A 21,596-nucleotide genomic window follows, 5' to 3' on the forward strand; every position below is an offset into this window, starting at 1 on the left:
TCTACCGAACGACGACCACCTTCCCGATGGTGCCGCCACTTTCCACCCGCCGGTGCGCGTCCTGCAGGGTGTCCACGTCGAACGGTGACAGAGTCGTGGTGCGGGTGCTCCGCAGAGTTCCGTCGTCGATGAGTCGCGAGACCTCGTCGAGGATGGTGTGCTGAGAAGTGCTCTCCGGCAACGACAACGGCACCGTGAACATCAGTTCCCAGTGCCAGGTCTGGCTCTTGGCCTTCAGCGGCATCAGGTCCAGGCCGACCGGATCGTCAATCGCCACGACCTGACCGTGCACTGCCATCACCGCGGCGTAGGCGTCGACATTGCCCTCGGAGAACGGGGAGAACACGTACTCGACGCCGTCCGGCGCCAGGGCACCGACCTCGTCCACGAGGGAGTGCCGATCCACCACGTGATGGGCGCCCATCTCCGTTGCCCAGTCGCGGGATTCGCCGCGCGATGCCGCGGCAACGACGGTGAGCGAGGTCAGTGCCCGGGCGAGCTGGATGATCATCGACCCGGTACCGCCGGCGGCCCCCATCACGAGAAGTGTGCCGGTGCTGTCTTTCCCGAGTCCGAGCCGGACGAACAGCGATTCCCAGGCGGTGATGGCGGTCAGCGGCACGGCCGCGGCGTCCTCGGCGGACAGTGACGACGGCGCATGGCCGACGATCCGCTCGTCGACGAGTTGGTACTGGGCGTTGCTGCCGTCCCGAGCTATGGATCCCGCATAGAAGACTCGATCGCCGGGCTCGAAGATTCGGGCGTCGGAACCCACCGCGACGACCTCACCGACGGCGTCGAAACCGAGGACCTTCGGGCCGTCGGACGGATCGAAGGACGAGCGAACCTTCGTGTCCACCGGATTGACGGACACCGCGTCGACACGTACGAGAACGTCGAATCCGGTGGGCGACGGAGTCTCTCGCTCGATCTGCACGAACGGCGAGTCGGGTTCGACGGAGACGATGGCGGAGTGAGTCGCGGGAATGCTCATACCTCGACGGTAGTCCCCCGGAACGACACGAGGGAGGCAAGCTTCCCGAGCGGGAAACCGGCCTCCCTCGTGTGAGAGAAGAAAGAGTGACTACTTCTTCTCGAGGATCTCGCGCGCGAGGGCAGCGGTCTCGGACGGCGTCTTGCCGACCTTCACGCCGGCCGCCTCGAGAGCGTCCTTCTTGGCCTGAGCCGTTCCCAGCGAGCCGGAGACGATGGCGCCGGCGTGGCCCATGGTCTTGCCCTCGGGAGCGGTGAAGCCGGCGACGTAACCGACGACGGGCTTGGTGACGTGCGCCTTGATGTAGTCGGCTGCACGCTCCTCGGCGTCGCCACCGATCTCGCCGATCATGACGATGATCTCGGTGTCGGGATCGTTCTCGAACGCCTCGATGGCGTCGATGTGCGTGGTGCCGATGACCGGGTCGCCGCCGATGCCGATGGCGGTGGAGAAGCCGAAGTCACGGAGCTCGAACATCATCTGGTAGGTCAGGGTGCCCGACTTCGAGACGAGGCCGATGGGGCCCTTGCCGGCGATGTTGGCGGGCGTGATGCCGACCAGTGCCTCGCCGGGGGTGATGATGCCGGGGCAGTTCGGCCCGATGATGCGGGTCTTCTTGCCCTTTTCGACGTTGTAGGCCCACGCGTACGCGCTGTCCTGCACCGGGATTCCCTCGGTGATGACGACGAGCAGCGGGATCTCCGCGTCGATGGCCTCGACGATGGCGTCCTTGGAGAATGCCGGCGGCACGAACGCGATGGACACGTCGGCTCCGGTCTTCTCCATGGCCTCGGCAACGCTGGCGAACACGGGCAGCTCGACGTCGGAACCGTCGGCTGCGGTGTGCTTGACCGTGGTCCCGGCCTTGCGAGCGTTGACGCCGCCGACGACCTGCGTGCCGGCCTTGAGCATCAGGGCGGTGTGCTTCGTGCCCTCGCCGCCGGTGATGCCCTGGACGATGACCTTGTTGTTCTTGTTCAGGAAAATAGACATAGTTTCGGTGCCCTCTACTTCGCAGCCAGCTCGGCGGCCTTGTCGGCGCCTTCGTCCATGGTCTCGGCCAGTGTCACCAACGGGTGCGCAGCATCGGCGAGAATCTTCCGGCCTTCTTCGACCTTGTTGCCGTCCAGGCGGACGACCAGCGGCTTGGAGGCGGTGTCGCCCAGCGTCTTCAGAGCGCCGACGATGCCGTTGGCAACCGCGTCGCACGAGGTGATTCCGCCGAAGACGTTGACGAACACGCTCTTGACCTGCGAGTCGCCGAGGATGACGTCGAGGCCTGCGGCCATGACCTCTGCCGAGGCGCCGCCGCCGATGTCGAGGAAGTTGGCGGGCTTGACGCCACCGTGCGCCTCACCGGCGTACGCGACGACGTCGAGGGTCGACATGACCAGTCCGGCACCGTTTCCGATGATGCCGACCTGTCCGTCGAGCTTGACGTAGTTGAGGTCGTTCTCCTTGGCCTTCGCCTCGAGTGGGTCCGCCGCGTCGGCGTCCTCGAACTCGGCGTGGCCCTTCTGGCGGAAGTCCGCGTTGGCGTCCAGGGTGACCTTGCCGTCGAGGGCGAGGATCTGGTCGTCCGGCGTGCGCACGAGGGGGTTGACCTCGACGAGCAGCGCGTCTTCCTTGATGAAGACGTCCCACAGCTTCTGGATCGTGTTGGCCGCGGCGTCGAGCACCTCGGCGGGGAGCTTGCCGGCTTCAGCGATCTCACGCGCGAAGGCGAGGTCGACACCCTTGACGGCGTCAACGGGGATGCGGGCGAGCGCGTCGGGGTTCTCCTCGGCGGTCACCTCGATCTCGACACCACCCTCGACGGAACACATCGCGAGGTACGTGCGGTTCGTGCGGTCGAGCAGGAAGGAGATGTAGTACTCCTCCGCGATGTCGCTGGCCTCGGCGACGAGGAGCTTCTTGACGACGTGGCCCTTGATGTCGAGTCCGAGGATCGCTTCCGCGTTCGCCTCGGCCTCGGCGACGTCCTTGGAGTACTTCACGCCGCCGGCCTTGCCGCGGCCGCCGACCTTCACCTGGGCCTTGACCATGACAGGCTTGCCGATTTCTTCGGCGATCTGTCGTGCACCGGCGACCGTGTCGGTGACACGACCTGCCGACGTCGGAACCTCGTGCTTGGCGAAGGAGTTCCTTCGCCTGGTATTCGAAGAGATCCATCAGCTCACCATCTCGTCTGCGTTGACGCCCGCTCGAGGGGTAGGAGCGGGTCCGACTTGCGACTGTAACTTTCCACCGAGAGGCCTGATCGACAGCCCGTCGAACTTGTGGTTCAGATCACCGACCTGCGCCGACATCTACTCACCAGTACGAAAAAATCCTGCCGCCACCAGCGCCGATGCCGCAGCGCCGACAGCGGTCACGAAGGCCCCCGACGACGCCGTCACGTCGGGGCCCGCGCCGCCGAGGATCGGGCTCAGCGCGACACCCGCCAGAGCCACCGCGGAACCGATCTGGAGCGCCGCGGCGCGCGACGCCCGAGCGCGGGCCGCGACGGCGGCGCCGATCAGGACGGCGGCCACGAGTACCAGCCGCCCCCACACGTCCCACCCCCACGGCAGCGCCCCGATCCAGCCGCCGGTCTCCCCAACCACGTCGTACTGCGGCAGGAGCAGCCCCAGTGCGGCGACCCCGGCCGCGACGGCCAGCGCGGCTGCGAGGGGGCGCGAGGCCCCGTCCAGATCGCTGGTGTCGACGCCGTCCCGCTCCGAGGCGCCCGCCGCGGCGACGAGCGCGAGCGTGAGCAGACCGAGCAGCGTGCCGACGACCAGCAGCCAGCCGCCCGCACCGACGGACACGCCGTCGATACCGACGCCCAGCACGAGCGCCTGCAGCACCGCGGCCGCGAGCGCCAGATGGCCCGTGACGATCAGCGGCACCGCAGGCCGCACCGCGGCGGCGAACTCCGAGAAGAGCAACAGCACGCCGCCGACGACGGTCACGACGGCGTACGCGGCCACCGCCCGATCCCCCACCACCGTCGGGACGGAGCCGGTCGAGACGTCGAGAAGCGGCAGGACGGCGCCGACACCGAGAGCGATGCCCGTCAGGACCGTCACCGCTCCCGCGACGACGTGCCGCCGCGTCGAGTTCGAGGGAGCGGCAGACCGTGCGAGCCGGGGCACGGAGGTCGTGGGTCCGGAGGTCGCGCGCGCCGTCGCCACCGTGGCCACGCCGAGGACGACGAGCCCGCCGACTCCGACGACCGTGCCCGCGCCGAGGTCGATGCGGTCGCCCGCCCCCAGCGCGGCAGCCAGGCGGACGCCGACGACGGTCGCCGACGCCGCGACCACACCGGTCTGTGCGCCGACCGCCGCGGACCTGCTGGTCGACGAGAACGCGTAGGCCACACCCACCAGCACCGCGACCGCGGACAGTCCACCGCCGAGAGCCGACGCGACGGGTCCGGCGACCGGAGCGGGAGCGAGGACGACGGCATCGGTGCTCACGTACGCGGGCAGGAGGAACGAGGCGGCGAGTGCGAGAGCGCCCGCGACCCCCGCGGCGACCACGACCGATGCCGATCGACGAGCGACGGGATCCTCGTCGACGTCGTCCCACTCGACCGTCCGCGCCAGCGCGAGTGCCGCCAGCGCCCCGGCGACGACGACGAGCGCGTGCCCGAGCGTCACCACCACGGCTCCCGGGCCCGCCTTCAGCGCGCCGGCCGAGATCGGACGGAACAGCTCCAGCCGGTCGGCGTCGATCGCTCCGACGAACAACTGGAGATCGGCCACGATCGATCCCAGTGCGACGGCGCCCAGCGTCGCGAGCACGGGGAAGACGATCGGCCGGATCGCGCGCACCAGGAGCAGCAGAGCGATCGCTGCCCAGAGCGCCGACGAGACGGCGGCCGCGCCCCGCACCGGGGGGCCCACGTCGGCGCCGCCGACGACGGGAACGTACGGAGCGGCCGCCACCGCCAGCGCTCCGACGACTCCGAGAGCGCGGGCACCGAGCCGGACGGGGTCGGACGCGGAACCTGAGGTACGACGGCCCGCGGATGTCGGCTGTGTCACGATGACGAACGGTATCCGGTCCTCGTGTCCGTCGATCGTGATGCCGCTCGCCTCGATCACAGGAAGATCACCGATGTGCCTGATCGGCGTCGGGACTCGTCCTCGAGTAAACCCAGGACACCTTGTGAGCCACCTCACATATGTGACCCGAGAAGCCGTTTGGCTTGCGCCCGCCGCGACCATTTCGTTACCGTCCACGAGGTTCCACATCACGGGTAGGTCACGAATCAGGAGGACGGCAGGTCTTGCAGCACCACCGAACTCCGTTCACACGCTCACGCTTCGTCTCGGACGCCACCGACGAAAGTCGGTTCGATTCCCAGCAGTACGAGGCCCAGCAGTTCGAGCACGACACCACCGTGTTCACGCCGGCGGACGGTCATCTGACCGACACCGGCCCCCTCGAAGCCCTCTCGACCGATGCAGCATCGTCCCCCTGGGACCGTGCGCACGAGTCCAGCGACTACGTGGCGTCCGCGCCCGCGTACACCCCGGCCCCCCTCGGCGATGCGCCCACGCGCCGCCGCCGCTCGGTACCGGCGACGTCCTTCCTCGTCACCGCTCCGGCCGGGGCAGCACCGTCGGTGACCTCGGCTGCCATCGCGGACGAGATCGCCGTCAAGCGCAGCGGCGCCCACCGCATCCCCGCTCCGCCGTCCGCCCTCAAGGGACGCGTCGCTGTCGTCGCCGTGGCCGCAGGTGCGGTCGTCGCTGCCGGCCAGGCCGCGATCGACAACGCGCAGCCCGCCGAGCGCACCGAGACCTCCGAGTACGCGCTGGCCGCCGGCCAGGCCCCGGCAGCTGCCGCGTCCGCAGGAATCGTCGACAGCTCCACCGCCGCCGGCATCGTCGCGGACCAGCCGGCCGCGCACGTCGACTCGGTGCCCACCGCCACGTCGACCGGAGCGCCCGTCACGGCCCCCTCCACGTCCGCGGCACCGCAGATCCTCAACATCGCCGCACCGGTCGACCTGGGCCAGTTCTCGGAGCTCCTGGCGAAGGGCCAGCGCTTCAGCGAGGAGCGCGAGGCTCGCGAGGCCGCCGCACGGCGTCCCCTCTTCGCACTGCCCGCGCTCGGCACCTACACCTCCGGCTTCGGCTCGCGGTGGGGCACGCTGCACGCCGGCGTGGACATCGCCAACGCCATCGGCACGCCGGTGTACGCCGTGGCCGACGGCACCGTCATCGACTCGGGCCCCGCGGCCGGCTTCGGACTGTGGGTCCGGTTGCAGCACGCCGACGGCACCATCACCGTGTACGGCCACATCGATTCGTCCGAGGTCCAGGTGGGCCAGACGGTCATGGCCGGCGACGAGATCGCCAAGATGGGCAACCGCGGCCAGTCCACCGGCCCGCACCTCCACTTCGAGGTTCACCTCACGGGCGACAACAAGATCGACCCGCTCCCCTGGTTGGCGTCCCGCGGTATCGCTCTCGGCCCCGAGCGCGACTGAGTTCCCACACCTCCACACACGTCGAAGGTCCGGCGTCACCGTCATGCACGGTGGCGCCGGACCTTTCTTCCGTGCCCTCTCACAGCTTGGTCATCGGCACTCCGCCGATGAGCATCATCTTCACGCGACCGGACGTGCCGAAGTCGATCAGCACCATCGCACGCTGACCTGATCCCTCGGACTCGACGACGGTCCCGAGACCGTACTTGTCGTGGCTCACGCGATCACCCACGGCGAGCGTCAGGGTGTTGTTGGACCGGGCCTTGCCGAAGCTGGGTGTCGGGGTGGCCGACGGCGACGACCCACCGGACCATCCACCACGGGGATTCGACGTCCAGTCGCGCTGGCGCCCCGAGCCACCACTGGAACCGAACCCGCTGCCGACGCCGGGATCCTCCCGTTTCCAGTCGATGAGATGCTGCGGAACCTCTTGCAGGAAGCGCGATTCGGGGTTGTTGATGGGCTGCCCCCACGCCGAGCGCATGATCGCGCGAGTGAGGTAGAGCCGGTGCCGAGCACGCGTGATGCCCACGTAGGCGAGTCGACGCTCCTCGGACAACTCCGCAGGATCACCGAGCGCTCGCATGTGCGGGAACTGGCCGTCCTCCCACCCGGTGACGAACACGACCGGGAACTCGAGCCCCTTGGCCGTGTGCAGCGTCATGAGCGTGACGACGCCGTCGCCGTTGTCCGGGATCTGGTCGGTGTCGGCCACCAGCGAGACCCGCTCGAGGAAGGCGGCGAGCGAACCCGGCTCGGCCACACCGTCGGTGTCCTCGGGTTCTGCGGACGCGACGTCGAGGTCCGCGTTGATGTCGACCCCCACCTCGAGATCCTCGATGCCCTGAAGGTTGCGTGCGTCGGCACTGAACTCGCGGGCCACGCTGACCAGTTCGTTGAGGTTGTCGAGGCGAGCGCCGTCCTGGGGATCCGAGCTGGCCTCGAGTTCGGCGCGATACCGCGTGCGGTCGAGCACCGCCTCGACGATGTCGCCGATGTCCGCGACGTCGTTTCCGTCGGCATCGGTGGCGTTCATGGTGGCCCGCAGCTCGCCGATCATCTCCATGAACGACGCGATGGCGTTCTGCGCGCGCGTGTTGAGCAGCGCCACGGAGCCGGCCGCGGCATCGAGGAGCGCGGCGTTGAAGCTGATGTTCTTCCGCTCGGCGTGCACGGCGACACAGGCCTCGGCACGATCGCCGATGCCGCGGCGCGGGGTGTTGAGGATGCGCCGCATGCTCACCGTGTCGTCCGGATTGGCCAGCACGCGGAGGTACGCGACCACGTCGCGTACCTCCTTGCGCTCGTAGAAGCGCACACCGCCCACCACCTTGTAGGGCAGACCGAGGCGGATGAAGATCTCCTCGAGCGCGCGCGAGGAGTTGTTGGTCCGGTAGAACACCGCGACGTCGGAGTACCTGTAGTCGGTGCCGTCGACCAGCCGATCGATCTCCGACGCCACGAACTTGGCCTCGTCGTGCTCGTTGTCCGCCACGTAGCCGATGATCGGATCGCCGTCGCCGGTGTCCGTCCACAGCCGCTTGTCACGGCGGTTGGTGTTGCGCGCGATGACGGCGTTGGCGGCCGCGAGGATGGTCTGGGTGGACCGGTAGTTCTGCTCGAGCAGGATGGTCCGCGCGTCCGGATAGTCGCGCTCGAACTCCTCGATGTTGCGGATGGTCGCGCCGCGGAACGCGTAGATCGACTGGTCCGCGTCACCCACCACGCACAGTTCGCTCGGGGGAACCGCCGCGACGTCGCCCTCCGCCGTCGTTCCGGTACCCACCAACTCGCGCACCAGCATGTACTGCGCGTGGTTGGTGTCCTGGTACTCGTCGACGAGGACGTGGCGGAAGCGGCGCCGGTAGTACTCGGCGACGTCCGGATGGCTCTGCAGCAGTGCCACCGTCTCGCCGATGAGATCGTCGAAGTCGAACGCGTTGGCCGCCCGCAGACGCTGCTGGTAGTGGCCGTAGACCTTCGCGATGACGGCCGGCAGCTCGGCCGGCTCCTTCTCCGCGTCGGCGACGGCCTGGTCCGGATCGATCAGCTCGTTCTTCAGATTGGAGATCTGCGTCGCCAGCAGACGCGACGAGAACTTCTTCGGATCGAGCTGCAGATCCTTGCCGATCATCGTGAGGAGCCGACGCGAGTCGTCCGCGTCGTAGATGGAGAAGTTCGAGTTGAGGCCGGGGAGCAGCGCCGCCTGGCTGCGGAGGATCCGCACGCAGCTCGAGTGGAACGTGCTCACCCACATGAAGTTGGCCCGCGGCCCGACCAACTGGACGACGCGCTCCCGCATCTCGGCCGCGGCCTTGTTGGTGAACGTGATCGCGAGGACCTGACCGGGTGTGACATCTCTCTCCGCCAGGAGATACGCGATGCGACGGGTCAGCACCGCGGTCTTGCCCGAACCGGCGCCCGCCACGATGAGCAACGGTCCCCCCGAGTGCATCACTGCCTCGCGCTGCTGGGGATTGAGGCCCTCGAGGAGCTGGTCCGAGGACCTGGTGGCACGTGCGGGTGACTGTGTGTTCATCGTCCGTCCAGATTACCGGCGGTCACCGACACCGACACCATCACTCGGGCCGTGGGCGCCGAATCCCTGTCGTGACACACGCACGCGGACGTCGGATCCGAACGAGACCGTTCGGCGCCTTCTTTACGCCGAGTGCGGGCCGGGCATACTCTTGCTCGGGCCCGGACTCGCGGACGGCACAGTGCCGACCGCATCCGACCCCCTGACCAGGTATTTCGTGGCGTCCTCGAGAATTCTTGGAATCTACGTAACAGAACGTGAGAGCAGAGCGACACACGTTCTGACACGAGGAGTTGATATGAGCACAGCGATTCACACCACCGCAGCATCGGCATCGTCCGAGTCGAACGATCACGCCGACGACGCGAACCTGCCGACGTCCGAAGCCGAGATCGACGAGCTCCGCAAGGAGATCGACCGCCTCGATGCCGAGATCCTCGCCGCCGTGAAGCGCCGCTCCGAGGTCTCCCGCACCATCGGTCAGACGCGGATGGCACAGGGCGGACCCCGCCTCGTCCACAGCCGCGAGATGAAGGTCCTCCAGCGCTTCAGCGACCTCGGCCAGGAGGGTCACACGCTGGCCATGCTCCTGCTCCGCCTGGGCCGCGGCCGCCTCGGACACTGAGTCCACCGCTCGTAGAGCTCGACCGGGAACCGCCCAGACGACGGGCGGTTCCCGTGCCTCACCGCATCACTGCAGGGCGATGTACTTGGTCTCGAGGTACTCCTCGATCCCCTCGCTTCCGCCCTCGCGACCGAATCCCGACGCCTTGATCCCACCGAACGGTGCGGCCGCGTCGGAGATCACCCCGCGATTGACACCCACCATGCCGGTCTCCACGGCCTCCGCCACGCGCAGCGCCCGGTCCAGATCCCGCGTGAAGATGTACGCGGCCAGGCCGAACTCGGTCTCGTTCGCCGCAGCGACGCCGTCCTCCTCGGTCTCGAAGCCGCGCACCGCGAGCACCGGTCCGAAGACCTCCTCGCTCAGAATTCGGGCGTCACCGGGCACGTCGGTCAGCACGGTGGCGGGGTAGAACCAGCCCGGCCCGTCCTCCGCAGTGCCGCCGAGTGCGACGGTCGCGCCCTTGGACGCCGCGTCGTCGACGAGTTCGGCCACCGTGTCACGCTGCTCCTCGTTGATCAGCGGTCCGAGCTTCGTGTCCGGATCACTGCCCCGCCCGACAGTCATGGCGCGCATCTTCTCGGTCACCTTGGCGACGAACTCGTCCTTGACCGAGTTCTGCACGTGGAACCGATTCGCGGCCGTGCAGGCCTCGCCGCCGTTGCGCATCTTGGCGAGCATCGCCCCCTCGACGGCGGCGTCGATGTCCGCGTCGTCGAACACGACGAAGGGCGCATTGCCGCCCAGCTCCATCGACGTCCGCAGCAGATTCTTCGACGACTTCTCCACGAGCATCCGCCCCACCTCGGTGGAGCCGGTGAAGGTCAACTTGCGCAGTCGAGGATCGTCGATCAGCGGCCCGGTGACAGCGCTGGACTTCGACGTCGGCAGTACCGACAGCACGCCCTCGGGCAGCCCGGCCTCGGAGATGAGCTTCGCCAGGTAGAGCATCGTCAGCGGAGTCTCCGAGGCGGGCTTCACCAGGATCGTGCATCCCGCCGCGAGTGCGGGCCCGATCTTGCGGGTGCCCATCGCCAGCGGGAAGTTCCACGGCGTGATCGCCAGCACCGGGCCGACGGGCTGCTTGGTCACCAGAATCCGGCCGTTGCCCGCGGGCGCCGGCGTGTACCGCCCCGCGATGCGGACCGCCTCCTCGGAGAACCAGCGGAAGAACTCTCCGCCGTACTTCACCTCGGCCTGACTCTCGGCGAAGGCCTTGCCCATCTCCAGCGTCATGAGCAGTGCGATGTCGTCGGCGTGCTCGGTGATCGACTCGAAGACCGCCCGCAGGATCTCGCCGCGCTGTCGCGCCGGGGTGGCGGCCCAGGACTTCTGCACCGCGACGGCCTCGTCGAGCGCGCGTGCGGCGTCGGCGGGACTCGCGTCCGAGACCTCGGTGAGCACCTCCCCCGTCGAGGGATCCCGAACCGGGAACGTGGCGCCGTTCTCCGCGTCGACCTGCTTGCCTCCGATCCACAACTTCGTGGGGACGGACGCGATCAGGTCCTTCTCCCGGGTCGTCGCTGCGCTGCTCGTTCCTTCGCTCACGTCTCTCGCACTCCTCGTCGCTGCTCGCCGGGTCGCCCGGTGGTACCGACTGTCTACCCCGTGGGGCGGGACTCGTCACGCACTCCCGCACGGCGATCGCATGTCAGCGGGCAGGCCGGAGGCCGGTCGGCATGTCCCAGCGGCTCGGGTGCCCAGCGATTAGGGTCAGGGCTCATGAGCGCCGACATCACGAGCACCGAAGCCTGGACCGAGCTCGTCTCGCATCACGAGGCCGTGGCCGATCGCCACCTCCGTGACTTCTTCGCCGACGATCCGTCGCGTGGGAGCGAGCTGACCGTCACCGCGGGCGACCTGTACATCGACTACAGCAAGCACCGGGTCGAGCGGCAGACGCTCGAACTGCTGCTCGACCTCGCACGCGCAGCGGACGTCACCGGGCGTCGGGACGCCATGTTCGCGGGCGAGCACATCAACACCTCCGAGAACCGGGCCGTGCTGCACACCGCGCTGCGTCTGCCGTCGGACGCGTCACTCGAGGTCGACGGCCAGGACGTGGTGGCCGACGTGCACGAGGTCCTCACGCGGATGGGCGATTTCAGCGATCGAGTGCGATCCGGCGAGTGGACCGGCGCCACCGGTGAGCGGATCCGCACCGTCGTCAACATCGGGATCGGCGGCTCCGACCTGGGTCCGGTGATGGTCTACCAGGCTCTGCGGCACTACGCCGACGCGGGCATCTCGGCGCGCTTCGTCTCGAACGTCGACCCGGCCGATCTCGTCGGCACCCTCGCCGACCTGGACCCGGCGTCGACGCTGTTCATCGTCGCCTCCAAGACCTTCGGCACACTCGAGACGCTGACCAACGCCACGGCCGCCCGGCGATGGCTCACGGCCGCACTCGGTGACGACGCCGTCGCCCAGCACTTCGTCGCGGTGTCCACCAATGCGGAGAAGGTGTCGAACTTCGGCATCGACACCGCGAACATGTTCGGCTTCTGGGACTGGGTCGGCGGCCGCTACTCGGTCGATTCCGCCATCGGTCTGTCGGTGATGCTCGCCGTCGGCCGCGAGGCGTTCGCGGACTTCCTCGAGGGCTTCCACCTGATCGACCAGCACTTCCGCGAGGCGCCGCTCGAGTCCAACGCGCCGATCCTGCTGGGCACGCTGGGCGTCTGGTACTCCAGCTTCTTCGGCGCGCAGTCCCGGGCGGTGCTGCCGTACTCGAACGATCTGAACCGGTTCGCCGCCTACCTGCAGCAGCTCACCATGGAGTCGAACGGCAAGTCGGTGAGGGCCGACGGAACGCCCGTCACGACGGACACCGGCGAGATCTTCTGGGGCGAGCCCGGAACCAACGGCCAGCACGCCTTCTACCAATTGCTGCACCAGGGAACACGACTCGTGCCGGCGGACTTCATCGGCTTCGCCGAGCCGACGGACGATCTTCCCACCGCGGACGGCACGGGCAGCATGCACGACCTGCTCATGAGCAACTACTTCGCCCAGACCAAGGTGTTGGCCTTCGGCAAGACGGCGGAGGAGATCGCCGCCGAGGGCACGGACGCGGACATCGTGCCGCACAAGGTGATGCCGGGCAACCGCCCGTCGACGTCGATCCTCGCGCCGAAACTCACGCCGTCGGTGGTGGGTCAGCTCATCGCCCTCTACGAACATCAGGTCTTCGTCGAGGGCGTCATCTTCGGCATCGACTCGTTCGACCAGTGGGGAGTCGAGCTGGGCAAGACCCAGGCGCAGGAGCTGACGCCGGTGCTGACCGATGCGGACGGCCCGGGCGCGGACCTCGATTCGTCGACGAGTGCGCTGATCGACTGGTACCGCAGCGAACGCGGACGCTGACGTACAGCGAGACCGCGCCGGTCCGTCGGGTCGGGGGTCTGACGGACCGGCACGGTCTCACACACCATGTCGCCGCCACCCGTCCGGGCGTTACACATCGGGCGAACTTTCTTCGGCGGCCTCGTGAACAACCACAACCGGGCGTGGCAGCGGTACGGTCGAACCATGAACGTGCGGATCGAACGCCGAGGTCCGGTGGTCACGGTGATCCTCCACCGACCCGAGGCACGCAATGCCGTGGACGGTCCGACGGCGGCCGCTCTGGTGGCGGCCTTCGAGGAGTTCGACGCGGATCCGACGGCGTCGGTCGCGGTGCTGTGGGGAGACGGCGGAACCTTCTGCGCCGGTGCCGACCTCAAGGCACTGGGCACCGAGCGCTCGAACGTGGCGACCGAGCACGGTGACGGGCCGATGGGGCCCACACGCATGGAACTGTCCAAGCCTGTCATCGCCGCGGTGTCCGGCCATGCGGTCGCCGGCGGTCTCGAACTCGCGCTGTGGTGCGACCTGCGCGTCGCCGACGAGGACGCCGTGTTCGGTGTGTTCTGTCGGCGCTGGGGTGTGCCGCTGATCGACGGCGGAACGGTGCGATTGCCGCGGGCGATCGGTAGGTCGCGGGCGATGGACATGATCCTCACCGGGCGTGCCGTCGACGCGCAGGAAGCGCTGACGTTCGGACTCGCCAACCGGGTCGTCCCCACGGGCACCTGCCGCGCTGCCGCGGAGGAACTCGCCGCGTCCCTGGCCGAGTTCCCGCAGGCGTGCCTGCGCGGCGACCGACTGTCGGCGCTCGAGCAGGAGGGCCTGGACCACCGCGCGGCGATGGCGAACGAGTTCCGGCACGGTGCCACCTCGCTCGTCGACGCGTTCGACGGCGCACAGAAGTTTGCGTCCGGCGCCGGGCGACACGGAGCACCGCTCGAGTGACTCGCCTCTCCGTCGTCGACGAGATCTTCCTCCGCACACATCGAGGCTTCGGCATACCCGTTGCGATGCAGGGCCTCTGGGTCACCGAGGAGCCCATCACCCCCGGCGCTCTCGACCTGATCGACGCCCGGCTCGCCGAGGGTCGTCTGGGTGTGCGGATCGTCAGCTCGCGTCTGCCCGGCGCGCGTCGGCGCTGGGTCCGGGCATCGGGGCGCCCCGGCGTCCGGTGGACGGAGCCGACCGACGACCCGGTCCGCTGGGCCGAGTCGGGCGCCGACGTCTCGCTCGACCCCGAGTACGGACCGGGCTGGCGTCTGACCGCGGCGCCCTGCGGGAACGGAACCGCCGTCTCGTTGGTGTGCTCCCACGTCATCGCCGACGCACGCGGACTCATCGACGCAGCAGCGGCGGCGCTGTCCGGCGTCCCGGACCCGATCGCCCCGGACGACGGCACCACCGACACCGCCGATGCACTGGCCACACTGTCGACCGTCGTCGGCCGCACCGCCGTGGCCGTCTCCGCGCTCGCCGTCAGTCCCGCCCGGCGCGCCGAACTGATGCAGTACTTGCAGGCGTCGAGGACCGGAACTCCTGCGCCGGCCCGTCCCGACGCGTGGGAAGCGCTGTCCGTGAGCACCGATGTCGAAGCGACGCAGTGGGATCGGGTCGCCGCCGACGGAGCGGGCACTCCGAACGTGGTGTTCCTGTCCGTCGTCGCGGCCGTCGTCGCGACGTTGAGATGTTCGGGCACGTCCGGCGACACCGACGGGTCCGTCCTGCTCGGCGTCCCGATGAAGGTCGAGGCCGGCGGCGCCAACGCGATCTCGGTGACGGCGGTCCGCATCACGGAATCCGACTCACTGGCCGACATCCGTCGACGCGCGAAGACGGCGTACCGAAGCCCGCTGACCGGTCCCGCGGGCTTCCCCGACGAGTTGCTGCACGTGGTCCCCGAACGCGCCGCCGCGCTCCTCGCGCCGTCGACGGGCCGGCGAGATGCTCTGTGCTCCAACATCGGCCCGCTTCCCGAGGCGGTGCGCACCATCGGCGGCCGCCCCGCGGTGCGCGTCGCCGCGCGGGCGATCCACCCGGGACTCCGACACGAGCAGTCCGCCGCGTCGCCGACCATCCTGTCGGCCTATCTCTGCCGCCACGATCACGCCTACACGCTGTCGGTGGTGGTCACCGATCCTGCGGCGGCGCACTCGGTGGAGCAGGTTCGCGACGCGATCGCGACGGCACTCGGGCATCACCACCTCACACCCGACTTCTGGTGAGTACGGTGAACATCACCGACTTCAGAGAGGTGAGTGCGTTCATGAGTGAGACCGACATCTACGCGAAGATCAAGGACCTGGTCGACACCGAGCACGAGTTGCGTTCGCGCACCGAAGCAGGCGAGCTCGATCCGAGCGAGGAGCGGGCGCAGCTCGACCAGCTCGAGAAGGCACTCGACCAGTGCTGGGACCTGCTGCGTCAGCGGCGCGCCAAGAAGGACGCCGGACTCTCCCCCGACGACGCCGAGGCGCAGTCCGTCTCACAGGTCGAGAACTACCTGCAGTAGCTAGACGAGCCCGTCCGTGAGTCGACGAGGGAGCACGCGCAACACGACGTCGATCGCCTTCCAGGTGAGGCCCGGCAGCGCGGAGCGCGTGACCTCCTTCTCGATGGCCGCGACCATCGCGGAGACGCCGTCGTCGAGTGAGGACATCAGTCGACCGGCGTCTCCGGCGCGGGAGGACATGTCGGTGGCGACATATCCGGGCAGAACCGTGGTGACCGCGATGGGTGTGCGGCGGAGTTCGGCGACCAGCGCCTCGCCGAGTGCCGAGACTCCCGCCTTCGATGCGGAGTACACAGCCTTGGATCCGGGTAGTCCGCGATCGGCACTCACCGACGACACGAGGACGAGGTGACCGGCATTCTGCTCACGGAACACCGCCAGCGCTGCCTCGACCTGGGACACCACTCCGACGAAGTTGGTGCGTGCGGTCTCGAGGTTGGCGTCCGCGCGGCCGGTGCCGAGCCTCGCGCCCTTCCCGAGACCGGCGTTCACGATCACGCGATCGAGCCCGCCGAGTGTCTCCCGCAGCGCGTCGATCCCCGACACCACCGACTCGTGATCCGTCACGTCCATCGCGGTGACCGCCACGGTGATGTCCGGATGCCGGGCGGTGAGCTCGGCGCGCAGAGCCTCGAGCCGGTCCACCCGCCGGGCACACAGCCCCACGTCGCGGCCCATCGCCGCGAACCGCCGCGCCATCTCCTCGCCCAGACCCGAACTGGCCCCGGTGATCACGATCTTCTGTCTCCCCATCAGGCACACACTAGCCACCACGACCCACTCAGAACTCTGGAGGATCAGTGAGCGACAGCAGCACCGACGAGTACGACGTCATCGTGATCGGCGGAGGGCCCGTCGGCGAGAACGCGGCGCAGTACGCGATCGCGGGCAGTGATCGCACCGCCGCCATCGTCGAGCACGAACTGGTGGGCGGTGAGTGCTCCTACTGGGCCTGCATGCCCAGCAAGGCGCTGCTCCTGCCCGCCTCGGTGCTGAACCAGGCCCGGGCGATGCCCGGGGTCCGCGAGATCGTCGGCGACGCGCGACTCGACGTCGACGCGGTGTTCGCCCGCCGCGAGAGCTTCACCCACGGGCTCGACGACTCCTCCCAGGTGTCGTGGGCCGAGGGCGCGAACATCCACGTCGTGCGCGGTCACGGCCGGGTGTCCGGCGAGCGCGAGGTGACAGTGGGCGATCGGGTCCTGCGCGCTCGGCACGCGGTGGTCCTCGCGACCGGCACCACGGCCACGGTGCCGCCGATTCCCGGACTGCGCGAAGCACTTCCGTGGACGTCCCGCGATTCGACCAACCTGCACGAGGTGCCGGAGCGGATCATCGTGATCGGCGGGGGCGTCGTCGCCTGCGAGTCGGCGACATGGTTGCTTGCCCTCGGCGCCGAGGTCACGATGATCGTGCGCGGAACCTCGCTGCTGGCCGGATCGGAGCCGTTCGCCGGGGTGGCGGTGGCCGACGCTCTGACCGCCGCGGGTGCGCGCATCCTGTTCGAGTCGCAGGTCGCCACGGTGTCGCGGCCCGACGCGCAGGACACCGGGTACGGCCACCTCCACGGTGGGACCGCCTCGGTGACGATCGGCGACGACACACTCGAGGTCGACGAGATCCTGGTCGCCGCCGGCCGAAGGCCGGCCACCAAGGACCTGGGACTCGACGCGGTGGGCCTCCCCACCGGGGACTCGATCGCCGTCGACGACCATCTGACGGCGAAGGACGAGTGGCTCTACGCGGTGGGCGACGTCAACGGTCGCGCCCTGCTCACCCACATGGGCAAGTACCAGGGACGCGTGTGCGGCGACGTCATCGCCGCGCGCGCCGACGGTCGATCGATCGACGGCAGCAGGTTCCGGGCGAGTGCCGACCACGGCCAGGTGCCCCAGGTCGTCTTCACCACCCCCGAGGTGGCGTCGGTGGGCCTCACCGAGAAGAAGGCGCGGGCCGCCGGTCTGCCGGTGCGGGTGGTCGAGATGGACATCGCCGTCGCGGGAAGCTCCCTGCGCCAGGACGACTTCGCCGGACACGCGTCGATGGTGATCGACACGTCGAGCGACGTGATCGTCGGATTCACGCTGGTCGGCCAGGGCGTCGCGGAACTCCTGCACGCGGCCACCATCGCGGTGGTCGGCCGCGTCCCGCTGGAGACCCTGTGGCACGCGGTCCCGTCCTACCCGACGATGAGCGAGGTGTGGTTGCGCCTGCTCGAGGCCGCTCGCAGCGGAAGCTAGCCGCGCGGCAGCGGCTGGGCGCGCCGTACGGACAGTGCTGCTCGCTCGGGGTCGAGTGGGACCGGGGAGATCACGACGCCGTGTCCGACTCGCAGCGTGCCCGAGCTGATCGGCGCGGTGCGCAGACCACCGCGTCCTATCAACGCCTTGCGGGTGCCGTCCACCACCATGCTGTCCATCCACGCGCACGGGTGCGCGGGACGCCCCCCACGCAGGAGCACCGGGCCGTCACCGGTGTCGATGACGAAGTCCTCGCCCCGGAGCGGGTCGAGTTCGAGACCACGCACGACGATGTTGCGGCGGGCCACGCTCACGTCCCCGTCCCACGGCTCGTCGTCCGGGTGCAGGGCGTTCGCCTCCGCGACCGCCGTCTCCCACGCCTCGACGGCCAGGAACGTGATCGCCGCCTCGGTGTGCGCCTGGACGCCGAAGAACCGGTCGCCCCGGATGCCCTTCCCGGTCACCACCTCGACGGACGACGGCAGCTGCGTGCGGACGTCGGCGGCGGGCCCGTCCTTGCTGCGACCGAAGTAGGCATGTGACGGAGACACGAGAAGCTGCACGATCTCGATGGGACAGGTGAACGTCATACCCCGAGTGTGCTCACTCGGCTCTCCGTATAGTCGGCCGGATGGGGCAGGGAGACTTTTCGACAGAGATCACCACGAGCGAGGGGCGGGTCCGCGGATTCGTCGCGCGCGGTATCGCGCAGTGGCGGGGCATCCCGTACGCGCAGCCGCCGGTCGGACCGCTGCGGTTGCGGGCACCGCAGCCGCCGACGGCGTGGGAGGGCGTCCGGGACGCCACCCGCTGGGGTGACGCGGCGGTCCAGGACTCGGGCCGCTCCCCCATCGGTCCCATCAAGGGACAGGGCACCAGCGAGGACTGCCTGACGCTGAACGTCAGCGCGCCGGCCACCACGCCCGCCGGCCCCCGCCCCGTTATGGTGTTCATCCACGGCGGCGCCTACACGCTGGGAACGTCGGCCACCTCCATGTACTCGGGCACGTCGCTGGTCCGCCGCGGCGACATCGTCTACGTCTCGCTCAACTACCGGCTCGGCGCCCTCGGATACCTCGACTTCCGACAGTTCTCGACGCCCGACCGGACCTTCGACAGCAATCTCGGGCTGCGGGACCAGGTCGCCGCGCTGCAGTGGGTCCAGCGCAACATCGCCGCATTCGGCGGCGATCCGGACAACGTCACCATCTTCGGCGAATCGGCCGGCGGCAACGCCGTCACCACGTTGACGACCGTGCCCGCCACGAAGGGCCTCTTCCACAAGGCCATCTCGCAGAGCTCGGCGCCGGGCATGGTCGCCACGTCCGACCGTAGCGAGAAGTGGGGACGCGACTTCGTCGAGTTGCTCGGTGCCACTCCGGACACCGCCGCCGACACGCTCGCGGGAGCCGACGTGGCCGACCTGCTGAAGGCGGCTCACCGGCTGGGTTCGAAGAGCCTGAAGGAGACTCCGGGGCTCATTCCGTTCGGCCCCAGCGTCGACGGGGACTACGTGCCGGAGGCGCCGCTCGAGGCGTACCGATCGGGCCGCGCGCATCCCGTCCCGATGATCATCGGCAGCAACGAGCACGAGGGCACCCTGTTCCCCAAGTGGCTCGACGCCCTTCCCACGAATGCCGAGCGCATCGACCGCCTGTTCGCGAACACCGACCCGTCGGCCAGGGATCGCATTCTCGCCGAGTACCCCGGATACCCGAAGGGCCTGTCCGCCATCGACTTCGGCGGCGACATCACCTTCTGGCGACCGTCGCTGGAGATCGCGGACGCGCACACCGAGCACGCGCCCACCTACGTGTACCGCTACGACTACTCACCGCGGTTGTTCGACCTGCTGAAGCTGTACTCGACGCACGGTTCCGAACTGTTCGCCGTGTTCGGCGTCTACCGCGCCCGCGTCGGGAAGTTCTTCGCGATCCTGGGCGACTGGGGCAGCTCGGTGGCTGTCACCGACGAGGTGCAGAAGCAGTGGCTCGCCTTCGCGAGAACCGGTGCGCCCGAAGCGGACTGGACTCAGTACGAGGTGCCCGGGCGCGCCACTCGGATCTTCGACAGCGCGACGCGGATGGAGAACGATCCGCTCGGATCCCGTCGCGCTGCGTGGGAGGGCTTCAGCGGCTACGACACACCGACCGGATCCTCGGCCGGTTCGGAGAACGAGTCGTCGCAGGACTTCCGCTGATCGGCTACTTCACGAGACGGGACAGACGGCGGTCGGCGAGAATCCGGCCGCCGGTCTGGCACGTAGGGCAGTACTGGAACGACCGGTCGACGTAGGAGACCTCGCGAACGGTGTCACCGCAGACCGGGCAGGGCATGCCCGTCCGCGCGTGCACCCGCATACCGGACCGCTTCTCGCCCTTGAGCCGTGCCGCGTCCTGACCCTCGGACCGCGCGACGGCGTCGAGCAGGACCGAGCGCATCGTGGTCCACAGCAGGGTCACCGACTCGGGGGTGAGCGAGGCGGTGGTGGCGAACGGCGAGAGCTTCGCGGTGTGCAGGATCTCGTCGCTGTAGGCATTGCCGATCCCGGCGAGCAGTTGCTGATCCACCAATGCGGTCTTGAGCCGAGAACTCTTGCGGGCGAGTAGTTCCGCGAACTCCGGCTCCGTCACCGCGAGGGCGTCCGGGCCCAGGCGGGCGATGCCGGGCACCTCCTGCGGATCGCGCACGACCCACACGGCGAGCCGCTTGCGCGTCCCCGCCTCGGTGAGGTCGAACGCGGGGGTGAGCCCCTCGGGCGTGAAGAGATGGACGCGGAGTGCGAGCGGCCCCTTGCCCGGCTTGGGCGGCGCCGACGACGGATTGTCCGTCCACCGCAGCCAGCCACCGCGGGACAGATGCGTGACGAGCCAGAGCCCGCCGGCCTCGATGCCGAGGTGCTTGCCCCACCGGGCCGCGCCCGTGACGTCCTTGCCCTGCAGATCGGTGACCGGCGGGTCGAAGGTCTTGAGAACGCTCAACGCGGCCACGTCGATCCGCCCGATCACCGCTCCCAGCGCATGCTCACGGAGGAAGCCCGCGAGAGCCTCGACCTCGGGTAATTCCGGCACACCTCGACCCTAATCGGAAGTCACGGTCGATGGACGAGATAGGTGTCCATCACCCAGCCGGCCTCGGCCCGCAGAGCCGCCCGGCGCGCGACGATCTCGTCCCCGATGTCGTCGACGGGGCCCGCCAGGGTCACCTCGCCGGGCGTGCCCAGGTTCGCACCCCACCACACGTTCCACCCGGGCAGTGACCGGAAGCTGCAGTCCGAGTCGAGCATCACCACGGCCGCCGTGACGCCGTCGGGCAGGCCCTCGTCACGAAGCCGGCGACCGGTGGTGGTGAGGACCGGCTCCCCCACTCGGTTCATCACGATGCGGTGCGCGGCCGCGAGCGCCGACGGACTGGTGACACCCGGGATCACCGAGACCTCGAACGGGCTGTCGAGCACCGCGCGCACCCGCTCCACCACGCGCAACGTGCTGTCGTAGAGCGACGGGTCGCCCCACACCAGCATCGCGCCGACCGACTCGGACGGCTCCGCGTCCACGAGGTCGGCGAGCATCCGGGCGCGGAGGTCGTGCCAGGTGTCGACGGCGTCGTCGTAGTCCGACGGCGCGCGGTCGCGCGGCGGATCGGTGAACTCGACCACGCGATGGTCGGTCGGCACGTGCTCGCGCAGGATGCGGGTGCGGACGTCGACCAACTCCTGCTTCTGCGCGCCCTTGTCGATGACGAAGAAGACGTCGACGGTGTTCATCGCCTTGATCGCCGCGACGGTCACCTGGTCGGGATCCCCCGCGCCGATACCGATCACGTGCATGGTCCTCATCTGCCTGAGCCTAAGGTG

The 21,596-nt window shown here is 69.2% G+C and carries 17 protein-coding genes and 1 pseudogene; 8 read left to right on the forward strand and 10 right to left on the reverse strand.

Annotated elements, in window-relative coordinates; all coding sequences use genetic code 11:
• Position 1: 1 nt before the first annotated feature.
• The 4 genes and pseudogenes from QE449_RS16605 to QE449_RS16620 all read right to left on the reverse strand — a co-directional run bounded on the left by QE449_RS16605 (position 2) and on the right by QE449_RS16620 (position 5,025).
• Positions 2 to 994 carry a zinc-binding alcohol dehydrogenase family protein gene (locus QE449_RS16605; protein WP_307109178.1) on the reverse strand — a complete coding sequence of 331 codons (993 nt, stop codon included), beginning with the start codon at positions 992 to 994 and terminating at the stop codon, positions 2 to 4.
• A 90-nt stretch (positions 995 to 1,084) separates the two neighbouring features.
• Entirely contained in the window at positions 1,085 to 1,987 is a 903-nt protein-coding gene (gene sucD / locus QE449_RS16610; RefSeq protein WP_027504157.1) for a succinate--CoA ligase subunit alpha, read from the reverse strand.
• Between the two features lie 14 nt (positions 1,988 to 2,001).
• Positions 2,002 to 3,166: pseudogene (sucC, locus tag QE449_RS16615) on the reverse strand (ADP-forming succinate--CoA ligase subunit beta).
• 137 nt (positions 3,167 to 3,303) lie between these two features.
• A complete protein-coding gene (locus QE449_RS16620) occupies positions 3,304 to 5,025 on the reverse strand; it encodes a hypothetical protein (protein WP_307109179.1) in 1,722 nt (573 codons plus the stop codon).
• A gap of 245 nt (positions 5,026 to 5,270) precedes the next feature.
• Between QE449_RS16620 and QE449_RS16625 the strand changes: the two genes are divergently transcribed.
• A complete protein-coding gene (locus QE449_RS16625) occupies positions 5,271 to 6,479 on the forward strand; it encodes a M23 family metallopeptidase (protein WP_307109180.1) in 1,209 nt (402 codons plus the stop codon).
• Between the two features lie 79 nt (positions 6,480 to 6,558).
• Here the strand turns inward: QE449_RS16625 and QE449_RS16630 are convergent, their stop codons facing one another.
• A complete protein-coding gene (locus tag QE449_RS16630; RefSeq protein WP_307109181.1) occupies positions 6,559 to 9,018 on the reverse strand; it encodes a UvrD-helicase domain-containing protein in 2,460 nt (819 codons plus the stop codon).
• 298 nt (positions 9,019 to 9,316) lie between these two features.
• Here QE449_RS16630 and QE449_RS16635 point away from each other — a divergent pair, with 298 nt between their 5' ends.
• The gene (locus QE449_RS16635) at positions 9,317 to 9,643 is read left to right on the forward strand and encodes a chorismate mutase (RefSeq protein WP_027504161.1); all 327 of its coding nucleotides are present in this window, start codon (positions 9,317 to 9,319) and stop codon (positions 9,641 to 9,643) included.
• A gap of 66 nt (positions 9,644 to 9,709) precedes the next feature.
• Here the strand turns inward: QE449_RS16635 and QE449_RS16640 are convergent, their stop codons facing one another.
• Entirely contained in the window at positions 9,710 to 11,191 is a 1,482-nt protein-coding gene (locus QE449_RS16640; protein ID WP_307109182.1) for an NAD-dependent succinate-semialdehyde dehydrogenase, read from the reverse strand.
• A gap of 174 nt (positions 11,192 to 11,365) precedes the next feature.
• On the opposite strand from QE449_RS16640, the gene pgi reads away from it, so the two are divergent.
• The 4 genes from pgi to QE449_RS16660 all read left to right on the forward strand — a co-directional run bounded on the left by pgi (position 11,366) and on the right by QE449_RS16660 (position 15,500).
• On the forward strand, positions 11,366 to 13,009 hold the full coding sequence (pgi, locus tag QE449_RS16645) for a glucose-6-phosphate isomerase (RefSeq protein WP_307109183.1): 1,644 nt from the start codon (positions 11,366 to 11,368) through the stop codon (positions 13,007 to 13,009).
• A gap of 165 nt (positions 13,010 to 13,174) precedes the next feature.
• A complete protein-coding gene (locus tag QE449_RS16650) occupies positions 13,175 to 13,936 on the forward strand; it encodes a crotonase/enoyl-CoA hydratase family protein (protein WP_307109184.1) in 762 nt (253 codons plus the stop codon).
• Complete coding sequence (locus tag QE449_RS16655) at positions 13,933 to 15,213, forward strand: hypothetical protein (protein ID WP_056446954.1); 1,281 nt, start codon at positions 13,933 to 13,935, stop codon at positions 15,211 to 15,213. The genes QE449_RS16650 and QE449_RS16655 overlap by 4 nt, the downstream gene beginning before the upstream one ends.
• Positions 15,214 to 15,254: 41 nt before the next feature.
• Positions 15,255 to 15,500 (forward strand): DUF2630 family protein, encoded by a 246-nt coding sequence (locus tag QE449_RS16660; RefSeq protein ID WP_027504165.1) that lies wholly within the window; start codon positions 15,255 to 15,257, stop codon positions 15,498 to 15,500.
• Here QE449_RS16660 and QE449_RS16665 read toward each other — a convergent pair whose 3' ends face one another.
• Positions 15,501 to 16,253, reverse strand: a complete 753-nt coding sequence (locus tag QE449_RS16665; RefSeq protein ID WP_285187973.1) for an SDR family oxidoreductase — start codon at positions 16,251 to 16,253, stop codon at positions 15,501 to 15,503.
• 47 nt (positions 16,254 to 16,300) lie between these two features.
• Here QE449_RS16665 and QE449_RS16670 point away from each other — a divergent pair, with 47 nt between their 5' ends.
• A complete protein-coding gene (locus QE449_RS16670; RefSeq protein ID WP_307109185.1) occupies positions 16,301 to 17,740 on the forward strand; it encodes an NAD(P)/FAD-dependent oxidoreductase in 1,440 nt (479 codons plus the stop codon).
• On the opposite strand, the gene QE449_RS16675 is transcribed toward QE449_RS16670, so the two are convergent.
• The gene (locus tag QE449_RS16675; protein WP_027504168.1) at positions 17,737 to 18,330 is read right to left on the reverse strand and encodes a hypothetical protein; all 594 of its coding nucleotides are present in this window, start codon (positions 18,328 to 18,330) and stop codon (positions 17,737 to 17,739) included. The two genes, QE449_RS16670 and QE449_RS16675, sit on opposite strands and share 4 nt — an antisense overlap.
• A 41-nt stretch (positions 18,331 to 18,371) precedes the next feature.
• Here QE449_RS16675 and QE449_RS16680 point away from each other — a divergent pair, with 41 nt between their 5' ends.
• Positions 18,372 to 19,940, forward strand: a complete 1,569-nt coding sequence (locus QE449_RS16680; RefSeq protein ID WP_051612973.1) for a carboxylesterase/lipase family protein — start codon at positions 18,372 to 18,374, stop codon at positions 19,938 to 19,940.
• A 4-nt stretch (positions 19,941 to 19,944) separates the two neighbouring features.
• Here the strand turns inward: QE449_RS16680 and QE449_RS16685 are convergent, their stop codons facing one another.
• Positions 19,945 to 20,811, reverse strand: a complete 867-nt coding sequence (locus QE449_RS16685) for an Fpg/Nei family DNA glycosylase (RefSeq protein ID WP_027504169.1) — start codon at positions 20,809 to 20,811, stop codon at positions 19,945 to 19,947.
• A gap of 20 nt (positions 20,812 to 20,831) precedes the next feature.
• Positions 20,832 to 21,578, reverse strand: coding sequence for a precorrin-6A synthase (deacetylating) (gene cobF / locus QE449_RS16690; protein ID WP_027504170.1), 747 nt, complete (start codon positions 21,576 to 21,578; stop codon positions 20,832 to 20,834).
• Positions 21,579 to 21,596: the final 18 nt, after the last annotated feature.

This window comes from Rhodococcus sp. SORGH_AS_0303, from assembly GCF_030819335.1.
Classification (GTDB): domain Bacteria; phylum Actinomycetota; class Actinomycetes; order Mycobacteriales; family Mycobacteriaceae; genus Rhodococcoides.

Bases quoted from the DNA above. Each gene is read 5' to 3' on its own strand.
- QE449_RS16605 (WP_307109178.1), bottom strand. From the start codon at position 994: ATGAGCATTCCCGCGACTCACTCCGCCATCGTCTCCGTCGAACCCGAC.
- sucD (WP_027504157.1), bottom strand. From the start codon at position 1,987: ATGTCTATTTTCCTGAACAAGAACAACAAGGTCATCGTCCAGGGCATC.
- QE449_RS16630 (WP_307109181.1), bottom strand. From the start codon at position 9,018: ATGAACACACAGTCACCCGCACGTGCCACCAGGTCCTCGGACCAGCTC.
- QE449_RS16635 (WP_027504161.1), top strand. From the start codon at position 9,317: ATGAGCACAGCGATTCACACCACCGCAGCATCGGCATCGTCCGAGTCG.
- pgi (WP_307109183.1), top strand. From the start codon at position 11,366: ATGAGCGCCGACATCACGAGCACCGAAGCCTGGACCGAGCTCGTCTCG.
- QE449_RS16650 (WP_307109184.1), top strand. From the start codon at position 13,175: ATGAACGTGCGGATCGAACGCCGAGGTCCGGTGGTCACGGTGATCCTC.
- QE449_RS16660 (WP_027504165.1), top strand. From the start codon at position 15,255: ATGAGTGAGACCGACATCTACGCGAAGATCAAGGACCTGGTCGACACC.
- QE449_RS16665 (WP_285187973.1), bottom strand. From the start codon at position 16,253: ATGGGGAGACAGAAGATCGTGATCACCGGGGCCAGTTCGGGTCTGGGC.
- QE449_RS16675 (WP_027504168.1), bottom strand. From the start codon at position 18,330: ATGACGTTCACCTGTCCCATCGAGATCGTGCAGCTTCTCGTGTCTCCG.
- QE449_RS16680 (WP_051612973.1), top strand. From the start codon at position 18,372: ATGGGGCAGGGAGACTTTTCGACAGAGATCACCACGAGCGAGGGGCGG.
- cobF (WP_027504170.1), bottom strand. From the start codon at position 21,578: ATGAGGACCATGCACGTGATCGGTATCGGCGCGGGGGATCCCGACCAG.